This is a genomic window from Halomonas sp. NYA30 (assembly GCF_976980765.1).
Genome location: NZ_OZ334477.1, coordinates 4,393,611 through 4,411,688, shown reverse-complemented (window position 1 = coordinate 4,411,688; position 18,078 = coordinate 4,393,611). Strand labels below are relative to the sequence as shown.

General features: G+C 56.4%; 19 protein-coding genes. 9 read left to right on the top strand and 10 right to left on the bottom strand.

What is annotated here, in order from left to right; all coding sequences use genetic code 11:
• Positions 1-2 precede the first annotated feature (2 nt).
• From trmB to thiS, 3 genes are read right to left on the bottom strand one after another with little or no spacing between them, the layout of a single operon-like run.
• The gene (gene trmB / locus ACWI0H_RS20430; RefSeq protein ID WP_485874393.1) at positions 3-773 is read right to left on the bottom strand and encodes a tRNA (guanosine(46)-N7)-methyltransferase TrmB; all 771 of its coding nucleotides are present in this window, start codon (positions 771-773) and stop codon (positions 3-5) included.
• A 15-nt stretch (positions 774-788) separates the two neighbouring features.
• Positions 789-1,598 carry a thiazole synthase gene (locus ACWI0H_RS20425; protein WP_485874392.1) on the bottom strand — a complete coding sequence of 270 codons (810 nt, stop codon included), beginning with the start codon at positions 1,596-1,598 and terminating at the stop codon, positions 789-791.
• A 10-nt stretch (positions 1,599-1,608) separates the two neighbouring features.
• On the bottom strand, positions 1,609-1,815 hold the full coding sequence (gene thiS, locus ACWI0H_RS20420; RefSeq protein ID WP_101146935.1) for a sulfur carrier protein ThiS: 207 nt from the start codon (positions 1,813-1,815) through the stop codon (positions 1,609-1,611).
• A gap of 137 nt (positions 1,816-1,952) precedes the next feature.
• On the opposite strand from thiS, the gene ACWI0H_RS20415 reads away from it, so the two are divergent.
• Both ACWI0H_RS20415 and ACWI0H_RS20410 read left to right on the top strand, forming a co-directional pair.
• On the top strand, positions 1,953-2,333 hold the full coding sequence (locus tag ACWI0H_RS20415; RefSeq protein WP_485874391.1) for a DUF423 domain-containing protein: 381 nt from the start codon (positions 1,953-1,955) through the stop codon (positions 2,331-2,333).
• A gap of 66 nt (positions 2,334-2,399) precedes the next feature.
• Positions 2,400-3,515, top strand: a complete 1,116-nt coding sequence (locus tag ACWI0H_RS20410) for a metallophosphoesterase (RefSeq protein ID WP_485874390.1) — start codon at positions 2,400-2,402, stop codon at positions 3,513-3,515.
• On the opposite strand, the gene ACWI0H_RS20405 is transcribed toward ACWI0H_RS20410, so the two are convergent.
• Positions 3,496-4,113, bottom strand: coding sequence for a nucleotidyltransferase family protein (locus ACWI0H_RS20405; RefSeq protein WP_485874389.1), 618 nt, complete (start codon positions 4,111-4,113; stop codon positions 3,496-3,498). The genes ACWI0H_RS20410 and ACWI0H_RS20405 overlap by 20 nt on opposite strands.
• On the bottom strand, positions 4,103-5,092 hold the full coding sequence (locus tag ACWI0H_RS20400; protein ID WP_101146934.1) for an XdhC family protein: 990 nt from the start codon (positions 5,090-5,092) through the stop codon (positions 4,103-4,105). Before ACWI0H_RS20400 ends, ACWI0H_RS20405 begins: the two co-directional genes overlap by 11 nt.
• 207 nt (positions 5,093-5,299) lie before the next feature.
• Here ACWI0H_RS20400 and ACWI0H_RS20395 point away from each other — a divergent pair, with 207 nt between their 5' ends.
• The 4 genes from ACWI0H_RS20395 (at position 5,300) to ACWI0H_RS20380 (ending at position 9,548) form a co-directional block, all read left to right on the top strand.
• Positions 5,300-5,860, top strand: a complete 561-nt coding sequence (locus ACWI0H_RS20395) for a 2Fe-2S iron-sulfur cluster-binding protein (RefSeq protein WP_485874388.1) — start codon at positions 5,300-5,302, stop codon at positions 5,858-5,860.
• Positions 5,857-6,807, top strand: a complete 951-nt coding sequence (locus ACWI0H_RS20390) for an FAD binding domain-containing protein (RefSeq protein WP_485874387.1) — start codon at positions 5,857-5,859, stop codon at positions 6,805-6,807. Before ACWI0H_RS20395 ends, ACWI0H_RS20390 begins: the two co-directional genes overlap by 4 nt.
• A 3-nt stretch (positions 6,808-6,810) precedes the next feature.
• Positions 6,811-9,000, top strand: coding sequence for an aldehyde oxidoreductase molybdenum-binding subunit PaoC (gene paoC, locus ACWI0H_RS20385; protein ID WP_485874386.1), 2,190 nt, complete (start codon positions 6,811-6,813; stop codon positions 8,998-9,000).
• Positions 9,001-9,101: 101 nt separating this feature from the next.
• Positions 9,102-9,548: a DUF411 domain-containing protein gene (locus ACWI0H_RS20380; protein WP_485874385.1), complete on the top strand. Its 447-nt coding sequence runs from the start codon at positions 9,102-9,104 to the stop codon at positions 9,546-9,548.
• 11 nt (positions 9,549-9,559) lie between these two features.
• Here the strand turns inward: ACWI0H_RS20380 and ACWI0H_RS20375 are convergent, their stop codons facing one another.
• A complete protein-coding gene (locus ACWI0H_RS20375; RefSeq protein ID WP_485874384.1) occupies positions 9,560-9,976 on the bottom strand; it encodes a PaaI family thioesterase in 417 nt (138 codons plus the stop codon).
• Positions 9,977-10,086: 110 nt separating this feature from the next.
• Complete coding sequence (locus ACWI0H_RS20370) at positions 10,087-12,267, bottom strand: malate synthase G (RefSeq protein ID WP_485874383.1); 2,181 nt, start codon at positions 12,265-12,267, stop codon at positions 10,087-10,089.
• 262 nt (positions 12,268-12,529) lie between these two features.
• Between ACWI0H_RS20370 and ACWI0H_RS20365 the strand changes: the two genes are divergently transcribed.
• Positions 12,530-13,510 carry an alpha/beta hydrolase gene (locus tag ACWI0H_RS20365; RefSeq protein WP_485874382.1) on the top strand — a complete coding sequence of 327 codons (981 nt, stop codon included), beginning with the start codon at positions 12,530-12,532 and terminating at the stop codon, positions 13,508-13,510.
• A gap of 129 nt (positions 13,511-13,639) precedes the next feature.
• Here ACWI0H_RS20365 and ACWI0H_RS20360 read toward each other — a convergent pair whose 3' ends face one another.
• A complete protein-coding gene (locus ACWI0H_RS20360; RefSeq protein WP_485874381.1) occupies positions 13,640-14,953 on the bottom strand; it encodes an esterase-like activity of phytase family protein in 1,314 nt (437 codons plus the stop codon).
• Between the two features lie 210 nt (positions 14,954-15,163).
• On the opposite strand from ACWI0H_RS20360, the gene ACWI0H_RS20355 reads away from it, so the two are divergent.
• Positions 15,164-15,742 (top strand): NADPH-dependent FMN reductase, encoded by a 579-nt coding sequence (locus tag ACWI0H_RS20355; RefSeq protein WP_485874380.1) that lies wholly within the window; start codon positions 15,164-15,166, stop codon positions 15,740-15,742.
• 22 nt (positions 15,743-15,764) lie between these two features.
• Here ACWI0H_RS20355 and ACWI0H_RS20350 read toward each other — a convergent pair whose 3' ends face one another.
• Both ACWI0H_RS20350 and ACWI0H_RS20345 read right to left on the bottom strand, forming a co-directional pair.
• On the bottom strand, positions 15,765-15,908 hold the full coding sequence (locus tag ACWI0H_RS20350) for a hypothetical protein (protein WP_485874379.1): 144 nt from the start codon (positions 15,906-15,908) through the stop codon (positions 15,765-15,767).
• Positions 15,909-16,201: 293 nt separating this feature from the next.
• Positions 16,202-16,903, bottom strand: a complete 702-nt coding sequence (locus ACWI0H_RS20345) for a GntR family transcriptional regulator (RefSeq protein ID WP_485874378.1) — start codon at positions 16,901-16,903, stop codon at positions 16,202-16,204.
• Between the two features lie 160 nt (positions 16,904-17,063).
• On the opposite strand from ACWI0H_RS20345, the gene ACWI0H_RS20340 reads away from it, so the two are divergent.
• Positions 17,064-18,041, top strand: coding sequence for a tripartite tricarboxylate transporter substrate binding protein (locus ACWI0H_RS20340; RefSeq protein ID WP_485874377.1), 978 nt, complete (start codon positions 17,064-17,066; stop codon positions 18,039-18,041).
• The last annotated feature ends 37 nt before the right edge of the window (positions 18,042-18,078 follow it).

Here is an 18,078-nt window from a genome sequence, read left to right as displayed (position 1 = left end):
CGTTACCCCTCTCGCCGATAAATCAAATCCCACACGCCGTGGCCGAGTTTTTCGCCGCGGGCTTCAAATTTGGTGAGTGGGCGGAAGGCCGGGCGGGGCACGTAAGGGGCGGTCTCTGCGCTTGCGGTGTTGGCATAACCGGGGGCCGCCTCCATCACTTCCGCCATCCACTCCGCGTAGGCTTCCCAGTCCGTAGCTAGATGGAAGGTGCCGCCGGGCATCAGACGAGTGCGAATCAGCTCAACAAAGGCTGGCTGCACGATACGCCGCTTGTGATGCTTTTTCTTCGGCCAGGGGTCAGGGAAGAACAGCTGCAGCGTGGTTAGCGAGCCTTCCGGCAGGCACTGCTCTAGCACGGCCAGGGCATCTTCGCGGTAAACTCGCAGGTTAGTCAGGCCGCGTTTATCCACTTCATCTAATAGTTTGCCAACGCCAGGGGCGTGCACTTCGATACCGATAAAGTCGGTATCCGGATGGGTTTCGGCCTGCTCGATCAATGAGTTGCCCATGCCAAAACCAATTTCGACCACGCGTGGAGCCTGGCGACCAAACAGTGCATCCAGGTCTTGGCGGCCGTCAGCGATGGTCAGGCCAAAGCGCGGCCAGACATCTTCCAGGCCCCGGTTTTGTGCCTGGGTCATGCGACCCGCGCGGATGACATAGCTTTTAATGCCGCGGCGGTGCAGCGGTGCGTCCTGGCTTTCAGAGGCGGTGGTGGCACTGCTGTCGACGTCGGCGCTGCTTTGGTGCGCTGGGGGATTAGGTTCAGTCATGGGGTCTCGAATCAATTAACCGTTAATACGGCCAGCAAAAGGTGAAGATGGATCGGCGGATTGACGACGCGCCATGCGGCCGGCTAAAAACGCGTCGCGCCCGGCTTCCACGGCTAGTTTCATGGCGTTGGCCATGCGTAGCGGGTCGCGAGCATGGGCAATGGCACTGTTCAACAGTACGCCGTCACAGCCGAGCTCCATCGCCATGGCGGCATCCGACGCCGTGCCAATTCCCGCATCGACCAGCACCGGGACGTTGCTCTGCTCAACAATCAAGCGCACGTTGTGCGGGTTTTGAATGCCGTGGCCAGAGCCAATCAGTGAGCCCAGTGGCATGATGGCGCAACAGCCCATGGCTTCTAGTTCACGTGCCACAATAGGGTCGTCGCTGGTGTAAACCATGACGTCAAAACCGTCAGCGAGCAGCGTTTCAGCGGCTTTTAACGTCTCGACCACATTGGGGTAAAGCGTGTGATCGTCGCCGAGCACTTCCAGCTTGACCAAGTTGTGGCCGTCGAGCAGTTCGCGGGCCAACCGGCAGGTGCGCACGGCATCTTTCGCGTTGTAGCAACCAGCGGTATTGGGCAGCAGGGTGTAGCGCTCGGGCGAGATAACGTCCAGCAGATTGGGCGCCTCGGCGTCCTGGCCCAAGTTGGTGCGGCGTACGGCAAACGTCACGATCTCGGCACCGCTCTGGGCAATGGCAGCGCCGGTTTCGGTAAAGTCTTTGTATTTGCCAGTGCCCACCAGCAGGCGCGAACGAAAATCGTGTCCGGCAATGGTTAGCGGCGTATCAGTGAGCGGTTCATGCGTTAATTGCGTCATAGTATTTCCTTTAGCCACCGCCAATCGCGTGAACCACTTCCACGTGGTCGCCATCGGCCAAGTGGGTGTCGGCGTGTTGGCTGCGGGGGACAATCTCTTCGTTAATTTCCACGGCTATACGACGGCCACTAAGACCCAGCTGTTCCACTAGGTCGGCGGCGGTTAGGCCGGTGGCCAGTGTATGCGGTTCACCGTTTAGACGTATCTGTATAGACATAATAGGGCGCGTCTCATTCGTCATGGCAGTTCGTTCTCTATTGTAGCGGTTTAGCGGCGCGCAAGGTAAGCCGTGGGTATAATCAGCGCGGTGGGCGAAGCGAAGTTGGGAGCATGAAAGTGAGACAGGAGAGCAGTGTGCAACAAACAGATAAATTGTGGTGGTGTATAGCGGCGATTTCAGGCGCCATGATGGTCATGCTAGGCGCCTATGCGGCACACGGCTTGGCGGCACGCACAACCGAGGTCATGGTGAGTGCCGTCGAAACCGGCGTGCGTTACCAGGCGTGGCACACGCTTGCCATGATGATCGTATTGGTGTTGCGCCGGGTACAACCATTGGCGGGCCAGCGCTGGGTGCTGGCGCTGTGGGCACTGGGGGTTGTGTGTTTTTCAGGCTCGCTCTACTTAATGGCCTTGGCTGGGCTAAGCCTCGGCATTGTGACGCCTATTGGCGGCGTTTTATTAATGGCCGGGTGGCTGGCGCTTGCGGTCGTCGCACTGATGGCCAAGCAGTAAACACCTTTGTAGGCCAAATATTCGCGTGGCTATGCGCCGCGCTTCTTCCTTTTCATGAGCATCTCTATGTTTCATTTTGTCGTCGCCATACCCTGCCTGATTGTTATTCTTCGCTATTTAGTGCCACTCAAATGGCCGCTCTGGTTTAAAGGTCTGCTCAGCGTTGCGCTGTTACTGGTAGCTCAGCATCATTGGCTTACCTTGATGGCGTTTGGCTCCATGTTTTCTCCCGAGGTGCCAAGAGCCATCGTACTGATCGTCAATTGGGTTTTCGGCACGATGCTGTTTCTAGCAGTGTTTCAGCTAGTGGTTGATGCGATAGCGCTGATGCTGATGGCGGTAAAAAGAAGGCGTGTCGCCATTCCTTCTTCATTGCGTTACAGCATGGGCGCGTTGGCGTTAGGCGTGGCTGCTTTCGCCGTCAGCCAAGCAGCGCGGGTGCCGCTGGTGAAGGATATCGAGGTTACCATTCAAGGGTTGCCCTCTCAGTTTGAAGGCTACGAAATTGTGCAGTTAACCGATCTGCATATTAGCCGACTGTTTGAAGCCCCGTGGGTTGAAGCGGTGGTGTCGCAGGCCAATGCGCTGGAGCCAAATTTAATCGTCATCACCGGCGACCTGATCGATGGCGACCTGGATTTGCGTCGCGCAGATGTGGCGCCTTTACAAGCGCTTTCAGCGCCCGACGGTGTCTATACCATTCCGGGTAATCATGAGTACTATTTTGGTTACCCGCAGTGGATGGAGTATTACCAGTCGCTCGGCATGCAGGTATTGGCAAATCAACATGTTGTGATCGACAACGAGGGGGCGAACTTGGTCCTTGCGGGAGTGACGGATTTTACGGCCGCCAGGCATGCTTTTGCTGCGCCGAATGTCGAGGAGGCGATAGCAGAGGCACCGAGCGACTCGCCGATTATTATGCTGGATCATCAGCCCCGCAATGCGGTGGCTGCGGCCACGGCTGGTGTAGATCTGCAGCTCTCCGGACATACTCATGGTGGGATGATACTAGGCTTCGATCGACTGGTTGCCAGCGCGAACAATGGTTTCGTTTCAGGCGTTTATAATATTCAAGACATGACGCTTTACGTCAATAACGGTACAGGCTTATGGCCAGGGTTTGCTTTACGCCTCGGCAAGCCCTCAGAGCTAACCCGCATTACGCTCCGTCAGGGGTAGTGTGTTTTGATGACGCTAAGTGAGCGGGCACGTCGATATCCATCATCGTGCCCGCATCCTGCACGTGATACTCACGGTAGTATGCGGCGTTGTTGCGAATAATCTCTTTGGCCCCCGTATGGCCGTTTAGCGTTGTAAACGCGGGCCAAAGCGTACGCCCAAATATAACTGGATGCCCCGGCTTGCCTTCATGGCAGGGCCGCACGATAGTGTCGCGAGTGGCTAGCCGCTGTAACGACAGCAGCGTCTCCTGCTGAATCCAGGGCATATCGCCCAATAAAATCGCGACTGCCTCGACGCTATTCAGGCGAGCGTCACGGCTAAGCGCGGCCACCGCCTCGGCGAGGCTTGCCCCCAACCCAAGGTGCGCCTGATGGAGTCGAATCAACGACGTGCTTTCTGTAAGGCCGAGCGAGGCCGCATCATCCTCTTCGCGGATTGCCACGCGCAGTATAGGAAAGGCTTGCTCGGCATTCGCGACAGAGGCTGCCAACAGCGAGCGTCCGTCGGTTAAGGTCGCGCAGCGCTTGTCATCCTCACCAAATCGGCGCGAGTAGCCAGCCGCCATCACCAGGGCGACGACATTGCTAGAGCTCATTGGTAGCTTTTCCGTATTGGACCCGGACGATATCCGCCATGATAGCGAGGGCAATTTCCGCCGGGGTCATGCTGCCTAGCGCTAGACCAATCGGCATATGCAATCGCTCGACTTGCTCTTCGGTCAGCCCTCCTGAGCGAATCAGCCGCTCAGCGCGCGCAGTAGAGGTGCGCTTTGAGCCCATCACGCCGATATAAAACGCAGGTGTGCGCACCGCTTCCATCATCGCCAGGTCATCTATACGTGGATCATGGGTGAGCGCCACAATGGCCGTGGCGCCGTGGCAGCCGTTGGCGGCAATGTACTGGGAAGGCAGTTGCGCTATGACTGTTACCCCTGGAACATCAAACGCCTGACAGGCGGCTTCGTCGGGGTCGCAGACAATGACCTCAAACCCTAACGTGGCGGCAAATGAGGCACAGGCGCTGGAAACGGGCGAAATGCCAGCAATGATCAGCCGCCGTGCGGGCGCGAGCCGCATTGTTACCCGGTTCGGCGCACCCTCTTCACTGGGCCAGACCACCCGCGGCCCCAGTGTGGTGTCGTCGGTAAAGTGTCGGGTGCCAGCGTGAATATCGACATGGCGCATCAACTGGCGGTGGCCTTCAAGCGTCGCTTTCAGCGTGCCAAGGTGCTCCCGTATATCCGGTGTGGCCGGCAGGCGCTCAACCAGTACCTCTAGAATGCCGCCGCAGGGCAGCGCGATATGTCCGCCCTGAGCGTCCTCTGCATCGCCGTAGCGTATAATGGTCGCCGGTGTTTCAAACTGCCCTTCGGCCAGGCGCTTGATGAAATCATCCTCCACACAGCCGCCGGAGAGCGACCCCAGGTGCCTGCCATCCCTGGTCACCGCCATCCAGGCGCCGGGCGCGCGGGGCGATGAGCCAAACGTGGCGAGCACGGTGCACAGCCAGACCGTTTCACCCTCCTGGGACCAGGTCAGCGCTTGATCTATTACCTGTAAGTCCAAATGCTGCATTTCAAACGTTTCCAATAGTGAGCAAGCGGCATCCATTGCCTGCCTTGCGTGGATAGACGTGTCATAGCGTAGCGCACCTGACGCAGATAGAGGTTTTGTTTTACAAGGTTTGGACACAGAGTTGGGCTGCCTGAATGAATAGTGTCTATGCTAAAGGCCTTATGGCACTAAATAAGCGAAAGCAACGCGCAAGGAAGGCATATAGCAATGAACTCCTCTAATAACGTCGAAAGACACCCCAAGACCGTGAACCCCGATAGCAGCACCTTTTCACTAACCGTCAATGGCGAACGGCATACGTTAACCCTGGATAACCGCACAACGCTGTTGGATGCCCTGCGAGAGCATCTTAAGCTTACGGGTACCAAGAAAGGCTGTGACCACGGCCAGTGTGGCGCCTGCACGGTGTCGGTGAACGGCGAGCGTATCAACGCCTGCTTGTCCCTTGCGGTCATGCATGAAGGCGATGATATTTCGACCATCGAAGGGGTAGCTGAGGTCGATCATCTTGATCCCATGCAGCAAGCCTTTGTCGAACATGATGCTTTTCAGTGCGGCTACTGCACGCCGGGGCAGATCTGCTCGGCCAAGGCGGTGCTTGAAGAGATTCAAGCGGGCCTGCCAAGCCATGTTACCAAAGATCTGAATGCGCCGATTGAGATCAGCGATGCGGAAATTCGCGAGCGGATGTCGGGCAACCTTTGCCGATGCGGCGCCTACGCCAACATTCTCAAGGCCATCAACCAGGTGGCGGAGGCGCGCTCATGAAAGCCTTTTCCTATGAACGCGTAAGCGACCCGGCCCAGGCGGCAGCCCGTGCGGCGGAAGTGCCGGGCGCCAAGTTTATTGCGGGCGGCACTAACCTGCTGGACCTGATGAAGCATGAGATCGAAATTCCCAAGCACCTGATCGATGTAGGGGGCACGGGTCTCGACGATATTACCCCGACGGAGGAGGGCGGCCTGCGGATTGGCGCACTGGTCAGTAACGCTGCACTTTCGGCGGATACCCGAGTCCGTAAGGACTACGCAGTATTGAGCCGGGCGCTGGTGTCGGGCGCCTCCGGCCAGTTGCGTAACAAGGCGACCACCGGCGGCAACCTGCTCCAGCGCACGCGCTGTGGCTACTTTTATGACACTGGCATGCCCTGCAACAAACGCACGCCCGGGGCGGGCTGCGCGGCGTTGAGCGAAGGCGCCACCACGCGTCAACTGGGCATTATCGGCACGTCCGATGCGTGTATTGCCACGCACCCTTCTGATATGGCCGTTGCCCTTCGCGTGTTGGATGCCGAAGTAGAAACCGTGACGTCAACCGGTGAAACGCGCCGCCTGACGCTGGATGAGTTCTATCAACTGCCCGGCGATACGCCGGAGGTGGAGAACGCTCTGCAAGCAGGCGAAATGATCACCGCCGTGCTGCTGCCGCCCCCTGTTGAGGGCCGCCACGCTTATTACAAAGTGCGCGACCGGGCCTCCTACGCCTTTGCGCTGGTGTCCGTTGCGCTGATTCAAGCCCCCGATGGAACCGGGCGCGTTGCCCTGGGCGGTGTGGCTCCCAAGCCCTGGCGCCGTGATGACGCCGATGCGTTATTGCCCCAGGGAGCCTCTGCCGTTATGGGCCGCTTACTGGACGGTGCCCGCCCAACGCAAGAGAACGCCTACAAGCTTACCCTGGCAGAGCGAACGCTCGCCGCGCTGCTGGCTCAGGAGTGACCCATGGATTTTAATCAATCAACGGAAGATAACCTGTTCGATCAGGCCCGCATTATCGGCAAGCCCCACGCGCGGATCGATGGTCAGCTCAAGGTAACCGGTCGCGCGCCCTACGCTTACGAGCGCCATGACGTGGCAGCCAACCAACTGGTGGGTTACCCCGTGGGCGCCACGATTGCGCGGGGGAAAATTACCCATATGGACGCTTCGGCGGCCCGTGCTGCACCCGGTGTGGCGGCGGTGATCACAACTCTGGAGCTTGAGCCGCTGGCGCGCGCCGACAGTAATGTGGCCCACCTGTTCGGCGGCGCCACCGTTGAGCACTACCACCAGGCCATCGCCGTGGTCGTCGCTGATACGCTGGAGCAGGCGCGTGGTGCGGCGTCATTGATCGAGGTTCGCTACGAAGAGACGCCGGGCGTGTTCGATCTTGAAGATGCTTGGAGCCGACTGCAGAACACCGGTGAGCCGATCGCCAACGTCGGCGATGTGGATGCAGCATTTGATGCCGCGTCGATTACCCTGGATGAAACCTACCGCACCGCCTCGCAAAGCCACGCCATGATGGAGCCTCACGCCTCGATTGTTGACTGGTCCGATGGTGAGCAGATGACGGTATGGACCTCGAACCAGATGATCGAGTGGACGCGTCAGGCGCTCGCTACCACCTTCGATATCGACGCCGAGAGGATCCGCCTGGAAAGCCCTTACGTGGGCGGCGGCTTTGGCGGCAAGCTGTGGCTACGCGCCGATGCGGTGCTGGCGGCGCTTGGCTCGCGCGAGACCGGGCGGCCAGTCAAAGTCGCCTTGCCGCGCCCGATGATCTTCAATAACGCCACGCACCGGTCCGGCACCATTCAGCGTCTGCGCATCGCGGCCGGGTCAGATGGCAAGATTACCGCTTTTGACCATGCTGCCGTTTCCCATACGCTGCCCGGCGGCAGCGGTGAAGACGCGGTCAACCAGACCCGCTGCTTCTACGCGGGCGAAAATCGTCGCGTGGCGCACCATCCGATCGATATGGGCCTGCCCGAATCGGCGGATATGCGTGCGCCCGGCGAAGCCTCGGGGCTGGCGGTGCTGGAGATCGCCATGGACGAGATGGCGGAGAAGCTCGGCATGGACCCCGTGGCGTTCAGGATTCTCAACGACACCCAGGTCAATCCCGAGGAGCCATCGAAACCCTTCAGCGATCGCCACTTTGTGGAGTGCCTGCGTAAGGGCGCCGATACCTTCGGCTGGGCTGAGCGTAACCTTCAACCGGGCGGTCGGCGCGAAGGCCAGTGGCTGATTGGCCACGGCATGGCTGGTGCCTATCGCGGCGCGCCCACCATGACTTCGGGCGCACGGGTACGCTTGCAGAACGGTCGCTTGATCGTGGAAACCGATATGACCGATATCGGTACCGGCTCCTACACCATCCTGACCCAAACGGCGGCAGAAACCATGGGCATGGAAATGCAGGACGTAGAAGTGCGCCTTGGCAATAGCGCCTACCCAACCTCCTCCGGCTCAGGTGGGCAGTTTGGTGCGACAAGCGCCACCGCTGGCGTATATGCTGCCTGTGTGGCGCTTCAAGAGCAGATCGCCAAGCGCCTGAACGTTGACGAGGCGCGCTTTGAAAAGGGCCGTGTGGTCGCCGGACAGACAGATCTGGCGCTGGCCGACATAGCCGATGGCGAAGAGATAGTGGCTGAGGATTCGATCAACTTTGGCGACTTCAAGGACGAGCTGGAGATCGGTACTTTCGGTGCGCACTTTGTCGAGGTGGCCGTGAATGCCTACACCGGGGAAACCCGCGTGCGGCGCATGCTGGCCGTGTGCGATGCAGGTCGCATCCTCAACCCCATCACGGCGCGCAGCCAGGTAATTGGCGGCATGACCATGGGCGTAGGCGCTGCCTTGACCGAGGGCATGAGCGTGGATACCGGGCGCGGCTTCTTCGTCAACCACGACCTGGCAGGCTACGAAGTGGCGGTACATGCGGATATTCCCGAGCAGGAGGTCATCTTTTTAGATACCACCGATGCTGCTTCATCGCCTCTAAAAGCAAAAGGAGTGGGTGAGCTGGGTATCTGCGGCGTAGCCGCCGCGATTGGCAACGCGATCTACAATGCCACCGGTGTCCGGATCCGTGAGTACCCGATGACGCTGGATCGCATGATCGATCAACTCCCTAGCACTGAGCGTTGAGCTAGCTTGACCTTGGGGTGACACACAGGTTGTAAACTTTCAATTGGATGTTGCGTCGCTTACCAACGTTTCTTTATTCGCTCTTAATCAGGAGGGTATTTATGAGCCGCTTAACCACCTCACTATTCCTATCTAGCGCTCTAGTTCTCGGGGCGACCTCGGCGCATGCGGCACTGCCTGCCGAGGCGACCTTGTACAAAAACCCTCAGTGCGGTTGCTGCGATGCTTATGCACGCCATCTTGAGGAGCTGGGTATTGATGTCACTATCGTGGATGACGCTGAACTGAGTGATATCAAGCAACAGGCGGGTGTCCCCTATGGTTTAGGGTCGTGCCATACCATCGAGATAGGTGAGTACTGGATTGAGGGCCATGTGCCGATGGACGCGGTTACAAAGCTGTTTGAAGAGCAGCCTGACGTCGATGGTATTGGTTTGGCCGGTATGCCCATTGGTACGCCGGGTATGCTTGGTCCTCAGGACGAGCCCTATAACGTCTACGCGTTTAGCGACCAGCAGGATGAGCCGTTCATGACACTGGCGCCTTGAAGAACGGCCGCTTAAGACTTTTCAGGTAGCGCATAGCTGGCGGTGACATGCACTACGGGGCGTGTGTCATCGCTGGCTGAAAAAATCTGTACTTCGCCCACCGCTAGGCGGCGGCCGAGTTTGATCAGCTTGGCGTGGGCGATAATGTCGTGATCACCGGAAGCCGCGCGCAGAAAGTGGCAGTTAAGATCGCTGGTGACTGCCATCGATTCAGGGCCAATCTGGGCCAAAATAGCGACATACATGGCCACATCCGCAAACCCCATCATCGTAGGTCCGGAAACGCGCGGCCCAGGGCGAAGATGTTCATTATCAATCGCTAAGCGCATTGTGGCGCTCATCTCGCCCACGCTCTCTATCTTGCCCATTCGCTGGGGAAAGACTTCATCCAGAAAGTGCTCAATCTGCTCAGCAGTCATCACGGTCATTGTTATTATTCCTCACGTTTTCTTTAACGTTAACGTCAATCAGCCTAAATAAAAAGCCCCAAGGCGCAAGCCTTGGGGCTATGTAAGTAAGCGTGTGGGCTTACTTAACCTTATGCACGTTTTGCTTTGTGCACCTGGCGCCACTCGTGGAGTAGCGGCTCGGTGTAGCCAGAAGGCTGTACACGACCTTTGAAGATCAGGTCGGAGGCAGCTTTGAACGCGGTAGAGGCTTCAAAGTCCGCACTCATAGCGGTGTAGGTCGGGTCGCCTGCGTTCTGCTCGTCGACTACCTTGGCCATACGCTTAAGGGTTTCTTCGACCCGCGGCGCATCGACAATGCCATGGTGCAGCCAGTTGGCAATGTGCTGGCTGGAGATACGCAGCGTCGCACGGTCTTCCATCAGGCCGACGTTATGAATGTCCGGTACTTTCGAACAGCCCACGCCGTGCTCTACCCAGCGTACTACGTAGCCGAGAATACCCTGGCAGTTGTTATCCAGCTCCTGCTGCTTCTCTTCATCCGACCAGTTGGCGTTTTCTGCTACCGGCACGGTGAGTAGGTCATCAAGGTAATCGGGCTCGCCCAACGCTTCCAGCTCGCGCTGAACGTCGGTGACGTTGACCTGATGGTAGTGCAGCGCGTGCAGTGCAGCAGCCGTCGGTGAAGGCACCCAAGCGGTGTTGGCACCGGCTTTCGGGTGGCCGATTTTCTGCTCCAGCATATTGTGCATCAGGTCAGGCATGGCCCACATGCCTTTACCGATTTGCGCACGACCACGCAGACCGCAGGCAAGACCCACTTGTACGTTGCTCTTCTCATAGGCCTGAATCCACGCGGCGCCTTTCATATCACCCTTGCGTAACATGGGACCCGCTTCCATGGCGGTATGCATTTCGTCGCCGGTACGGTCAAGGAAGCCAGTATTGATAAATGCCACCCGTGAAGCGGCCTCAGCGATACACGCCTTGAGATTGACGGTAGTACGGCGCTCTTCGTCCATGATGCCCATTTTCAGGGTATCGCGGCTCATGCCCAGAATGTCTTCAACGCGGCTGAACAGCTCGTTGGCAAACGCCACTTCTTTGGGGCCGTGCATTTTCGGCTTGACGATGTAAACGGAGCCAGTGCGCGAGTTGCGTGGCTGGTCGGCGTCTTTCTTCAGGTCGTGCAGCGCCAGCAGCGAAGTAACCACTGCATCAAGAATACCTTCCGGTAGCTCGTTGCCTTTCTCATCCAAAATCGCCGGTGTGGTCATTAAGTGACCCACATTACGCACGAACATCAGCGAACGGCCGGGTAGCGTGACGCTGCTGCCATCGGTGGTTTGCCAGGTGCGGTCAGCGTTCAGCTTGCGGGTAAAGGTTTTGCCACCTTTTTCGATCTTCTCTTCCAGATCGCCCTTCATCAGGCCGAGCCAGTTCCTGTAAACGCCTACCTTGTCTTCTGAATCCACCGCGGCAACGGAGTCTTCGCAATCCATGATGGCGGTCAATGCAGCTTCCACCACTACATCTTTAACGCCTGCCGGGTCGGTTTTGCCGATAGAGTCACTGGGGTCGATCTGGATTTCCAGGTGCAGGCCGTTGTTGCCCAGCAGAATCGACTCAGGTTTGCCTGCTTCGCCAGTAAAACCAATCAGCTTGCCAGCATCTTTCAAACCGGTTTCACGGCCACCTTCCAGCGTCACCACCAAGTGCTCATCACGAATGGCGTAGTTCACCGCATCACGGTGCGAACCAGTCGCCAGTGGCGCCGCACGGTCGAGTACACCGCGTGCGTAGGCGATGACTTTGGCACCACGTTTCGGGTTGAAGCTGGTGCCTTTCTCCGCGCCGTCATCTTCAGAAATGGCATCAGTGCCGTACAGGGCATCGTAAAGGCTGCCCCAGCGCGCGTTAGCTGCATTCAGCGCATAGCGTGCGTTACTGACCGGCACCACCAGCTGTGGGCCTGCTTGAACGGCTACTTCACGGTCAACATTGGCGGTGGTCGCTTTGACGTTAGCCGGTGCTTCAGCCAGGTAGCCAACTTCTTTTAAGAAGCGGCGGTAGCCCGGCATATCAGTGACAGGGCCGGGGTTTTCCCGGTGCCATGCGTCTAGCTTCTCTTGTAGCGTGTCGCGCTCTTCGAGTAATTGACGGTTTTTAGGGGTCAAATCGTGAAACAGGGCATCAACACCGGCCCAAAAGGCTTGTTCATCAATGCCTGTGCCCGGTAGCGCCTGTTCATTTATGAAACGGTCTAAATCGCCTGCCACCTGTAAACGGTGGCGCGTGATACGCTGGCTCATGGGGTTTCTCCTGTGAGGATGCCCGTGGGGAATATGTTTTTTAGAACATGTTTTTTTATAACATGGGTTCTTAAAACATGGTTTGCCGTGGGCAGAGTAAAATGTATTTATGGAAAATAATTCCACATTTGCTCGGGCATGTAAACAGCGTAGACCCTAAAGCGGTAAAATGCGCGACCAAATGACTAGCAATTAAAAGTTGATAGCGCGACTCGCCTGCCGCGTCTAGGCCAACGTAAAATGGCGATATGGAGAAACAACGATGCGTGATTTCCAACATCTGGAAGGCTTGTTTCGCCATGCCTCGGGCGAGACCGCCCTTAGCCGTCTGCTGCCAGGGGAAATATTGACCGACGCCATGCAGGACTACTTTCAGCACTATGGTCTGGAAGTCCTGCTATTGGATACCAGTGAAGTACACGCTGGCTTTATTGATACTGGACGCTTTGCGCTGTGGTGCCAAGTGTGGAGCCCGCCGCAGCCGGTGGGCACCGCTTTCGTGGTGCACGGTTATTTTGACCATATGGGCCTGTATCGCCATCTGCTCAAGCGTTTGCTGGCCAAGGGCTGGCGGGTGGTGCTGTGGGACCTTCCGGGCCATGGCCTTTCCAGTGGTGCGCGCGCGGAAATAGAGGATTTCGATGACTACCAGCACTGCCTGACCCACCTGCAGACCATCCTCAAGAGCCAGGGAATGGCGCCTGCCCCGTGGCTGGGGGTGGGGCAGAGCACCGGCGGGGCTATTCTAGCTACCGATGCGCTCACCCGCCGAGAGGATTCGGGTTGGTCAGGCTTGGTGCTGCTGGCGCCGCTGGTGCGGCCTTGGGGATGGAGCCAAACAAGCTGGCTGCACTTGATTGCCAGCCCCTTTGTAAAAGAGCTGCCGCGTAAATATCGGCCCAACTCTACCGACGAACAGTTCACCGAATTTCTACGCGAGGGAGACCCGCTGCAGCCCGAGCGCTTGAGCGTTGCCTGGGTGAGCGCTATGCGCCGCTGGATGCCCCGGCTACTGGCGCAGGAGCCAAGCCAGTTACCGACGTTGATTTTGCAGGGCGAGCAGGATTTGACCGTTGATTGGGAATGGAATTTAGCGATTCTGGCGAAGAAGTTTCCCAATGCCGAGATTCATCGTCACCCGGAAGCGCGCCATCATCTGGTAAATGAAGCTGATCCCATCCGGGAGGTGCTGTTTGAAGCGCTGGATGGGTTTGTGGATGGCTTTTTTAAGCAGTGTTTGTAAAGGGTTTTTGCCCAAAGGTGGTTATAAAACACATTGGTGAGATGACTTCCTATACGTCACGGGCACTGAATAAACCCCACTACGGGTTTATTCAGTGCTTTTACATTTCTATGTTCATACCTACTTTCATTACTGGGCGTTCAGGAATTCCTCTACATCAAGCAGTATCAGTTCATTATCATCGGCGCGATCCTGCTGGCGGCCAATCGAGAACGGGTAGTTATTGTCGTTGGCAACCACGATGGTGCTCTCATCGACACGATCCACGTTCTCAATGGTCACAAAGGGAAAGTTAAAGGTGCCGTTGATCGTGCCCCGTGGTGCAAGGCCCTTTGGATCCTGGATGTCCATCAAGTCGATATGGGCGATTTTCTCAAGCACACCCTGCTCGTCCGTACGTTCGAGGTCGATGAGATAGATGCGTTTGAACTCGGCGGGATTCTCTGCCCACTCTTCTCGCGGGTCGCCCTGGCGGCTATCACGCTCAATGATTAAGCCGCGAGTTCCGCCAATGAGATTGAAATCGCCAATCGCATGATCCGCTGACTCCAAGGGGTAGTAGCGGGTTGTGTCGCCCCATTCGCCGGTTTCAGTATCGAGCTCGAACATTCTTAATACGGGGGTGCCATCAATGGTTTCCGGGGCGTTGGCGTTGCTGTCCCAGACTGGCTTTTCCAACAAGGGGTAAAGGGTTGTTTGGTCTTCGGAGAGCGCCATGCCCTCGTAGCCACCGGAGCGAAACACCCTCACATCATCAGCGAGAGGCGCGCCAGGGTTCGGGGTGAGGGCAAAGGCATTGTCGGGGGAGCGCATCAGCGTCCCACCAGGATTGGTGGCCAGTACTTGCAGCACTTCGCCCTGATTATCGACCTGGATAATCCACGGGCCAAATTCATCGCCAATCCAGTAGCTATCGCCCACCGGCTGTATCGATTCAATATCGAAATCAGCCCCGGTTAAAAAACGACCAGGAGTGGCTTCATTCATAATCGGGAAGGGCACCATGCGGTTGGGATCCGATAGTTGAATGGTCTCCTCAATGATGACACGCCCAGTGTCCCAGTCAGTCTTTTTGATGTTAAACATCAGAATGACGTCGGAGGAGTTCGCTTTGGAGCCAAAGCCGTTATCGGTCAACACCAGGAAACGGTCTTCGCCAAGCGAGCGAATACCAGAAAAACCCTGCAGAGGCTGGCTGGGGAAGGGTAGTGCTAAGCCGGTGGCTTGCATATTCGTATATAACTGCTCAACGCGGCCCTCTTGGCCAGTAAAACGGCCGGAGACGTTGTAGTTCTCAGCGGCGCCGGAAGGGGCCGCCACAAAGGTGCTGCCGGGTAGCTGGGCATGGCCGGACAGTGTGGCGGGAAAGCTCTGCTGGGCGTGTGCCGTACTGGTAAACGCAAAGGCGAGTAGAGCAGTCGCTAGTAACGGTTTTGTCATCATTATTTCACCATTTATGAAGAGAAATTAGAGCAGCTTTTGCTAATTTTCACCGGTAATAGTGATAGTTGAATGACAAGGAGCAGACGTTTTCATGGCTGTAGGGTTTCATATCGAGTCTGGCTCTGAGCCGTAAAATCCCCCTTGCCCAAAAGGCGTAAATATTAATAAATAGTGTGGCTTTCAAATACGTTATTTAAAGAGGTAATGACAATGGGATCATCAGTCAAAAAGGTACTGGTCTTTGCGGGCAGTGCCCGAGAAGCGTCACTGAACAAGCAGCTAGCCAAGTTGGCTGCCAAGCGTATAGAGGCGCTTGGTGGCGAAGCAACCTTTATCGATTTGAAGGATTATCCCTGCCCACTGTTTGATGAGGATACCGAAGCCCAGGGCGTGCCGGAGAATGTGCTGAAGCTGCGTGAGATCCTGGCGGATCATCAAGCGGTGATGATCGCCTCCCCAGAGTACAACGGCTTTATCACGCCGCTGCTGAAAAACACGCTAGACTGGCTATCACGCCCCTATCAGGATACGCCGGGGCTTAAGTTATTTGCCGGTAAGTGGGCAGCGCTGGTGTCGGCTTCCCCTGGTGGGCTAGGTGGCATCCGTGCGCTGCCCCTTGGTCAGCAACTGTTAGCCAATCTGGGGCTGGTCGTGCTGCCACAGCCATTGTCGCTGGCGAAAGCGGGTAGCGCTTTCAACGATAGTGGCGCGTTAAACGATGAAACCACGGGGCAGAAGCTGGATGCGCTGTGTCAACGCCTAGTGGATTCACTGGCCTCCGGGCACTAACCATTCCAGTGGTTTCAGTGACTTATGCCCCCTTCAGCATCCGATCCAACTGCCGGTAGTCAATCGCTTCAATAAGATGCGGCAGGGTGAGCTTGGGGCGCCCTGCAGGTCGGCTAGTGTCAGAGCTGCGGTAGGCACGGGCGGAGAGCTTGAGCTTTTCGAGCACGCCCGCGAGCCCTAGAACGCCGTGGCAGGCCAGCCAAGAGCATCATGTATCTCAGCTTCGGGGCGTTCGGCATCGGTTGCTGCCAGCAGGGCATTAAGGGTTCTACCACCCTCATCCCCCATGGGACAAGTCCGGCATTGGGCAAGCCGCTCCAATGAGTGAGCTTTTCGTATATCAGTCGGCAGGCAAAAAAGGTGACGGTGGTTTGATATGGAGTAGAAGTTTCTAGGTGGCGTGGCCCATCCCGCTAATCTATCCACAGTTACAAATGTCTCAGTTTATCGCCGCCCATTTTAAGCGCGTCGAATACGACCTTGATCATCCATCAGTCCAACGAGATATTGAGCGGCTTGCTCAATATCGGCCACGATTGCCCTCCTGGCGTTGTCCGCATCAGCGTTACGTATTGCGTCTAAGATTTCAAAATGATAGTTGGTGCGTTTAAGAAGGCGCACATAATCAGGAGTGACTAACGATAGTAACGGTCCGCACCGCAGCCATAAATTCTCAATCATATCAGCCAGTAGAGGGATTTCGGCAGTATCGTAGATACCAAAATGAAATTCCCGGTGAGAATCAAGATAGGTTTGATAATCACGCAAAGTAGCCGACTGTTCCATCCGCTGTAATGCATTTTCAAGGCGCTGGATAGATTTGGTTGTTGCTTTACTCGCAGCCTCAAATGCTGCGCGGCCCTCCAGCTCACAGCGAATAATGGTGAGGTGATTAAGCTCTTCTGCACCTACTTCGGGCACGATCGCGGAATTTCTTGATCCTTGCCGGAGCACCCCTTGAGCAACCAAGCGAGTCACTGCATCACGAACGGGGGTAACTGACGTACCGAATGTTTCAGCAAGAAAGCGTAGCGTCAGTCCACTCCCAGGCTCGAATTTACCGGACAGCAGCGCATTGCGAAGCTGGGAGTGTGCACGATCCCATAACGGCTCACGTTCTATTTTACTTAGCGGCATTTCATTCGACTGTTTGCTCATCATGCTCCCTGCATCTTACAGAACCGTTTTAGGCTAGTTCAGAATACCTTGTGCCACTAGATTATTCGACAAAGGTCTAGGCAGGTTAGGTTTGACAAAAATCCTTAATCTGAACTACGTTGTTTGTTATAACAAATAACAAGCCACAAGGAAAGCTACTACGATGAAAACAATCAAAAGTGTCGTGTTCGCAAGCTTCATTGCCACAACATTCCTGTCAGCAGCAGGGGCTCAAGCCGAAAGTCAAGCATCTTACCCAGAGCGTGAAGTGCGCTGGGTCATACCATGGAATGCAGGCGGGTCGAATGACATTATGGCCCGCAAATTACAGCCTATTCTGGAAGAGGAGGGGATCAATACTGTTATTGAGAATATTCCAGGTGGTACCGGTGCAGTAGGTATGGGTGAGGTTGCCACCGCCCGGCCAGATGGTTACACAATTGGCAATGGTACCAGCTCTACCCTGTCAATCATCGCGCAGGACAAGGCACCCCTGAAGAATGAGCAGTTCACTCACATTATCCGGCTGTCGGTTGATCCGTTAATTCTTGTTGTACCTGGTGAGAGCGAGCACGACACTCTCGAGAAGTTTGTCCAGCATATGAAAGACAATCCCGGCTCGGTCACTATCGGCACCCCGGGTACAAGCAACCTCAATCATATTTTCGCTGCCATGACTGCACGCGCAGCTGATACGGAATACCGACATGTGCCGCAATCCGGTGGATCACGAGTAATTCGTGATTTGCTGGGAGAGCACGTTGAGGCGGGGGTGCTCAAACCTAGCGAGACGATGGCTCAGATAGAGTCAGGAAGTTTGATCCCCATTGGTGTTTTTGCAAACGAACGCATTGATTCATTGCCTGACGTGCCCACTTTTGAAGAGATGGGTTTCGATGTGTTTCCTTATGGGCCAGTGGTGCAAATGGCGTACATAGAGGGGCCCGCTAATCTTGATCCAGCAGTTCGAGACAAATTGACAGCGGCGTTTGAGAGCGCGCTCAGTAGTGATGAGTTCACACAGTTTGCTGCAGATAATGGATTCGAAATCAGCCCAATATCTGGTGAGGAGCTTGAGCAGGAAATAGCCGAAGTATCAGCTGCTATCCAGCAGGTGGCTGGACAAATCTTCGTTGATTGATTTCTTACTTAATCACATCCGGCGGTTTATCCGCCGG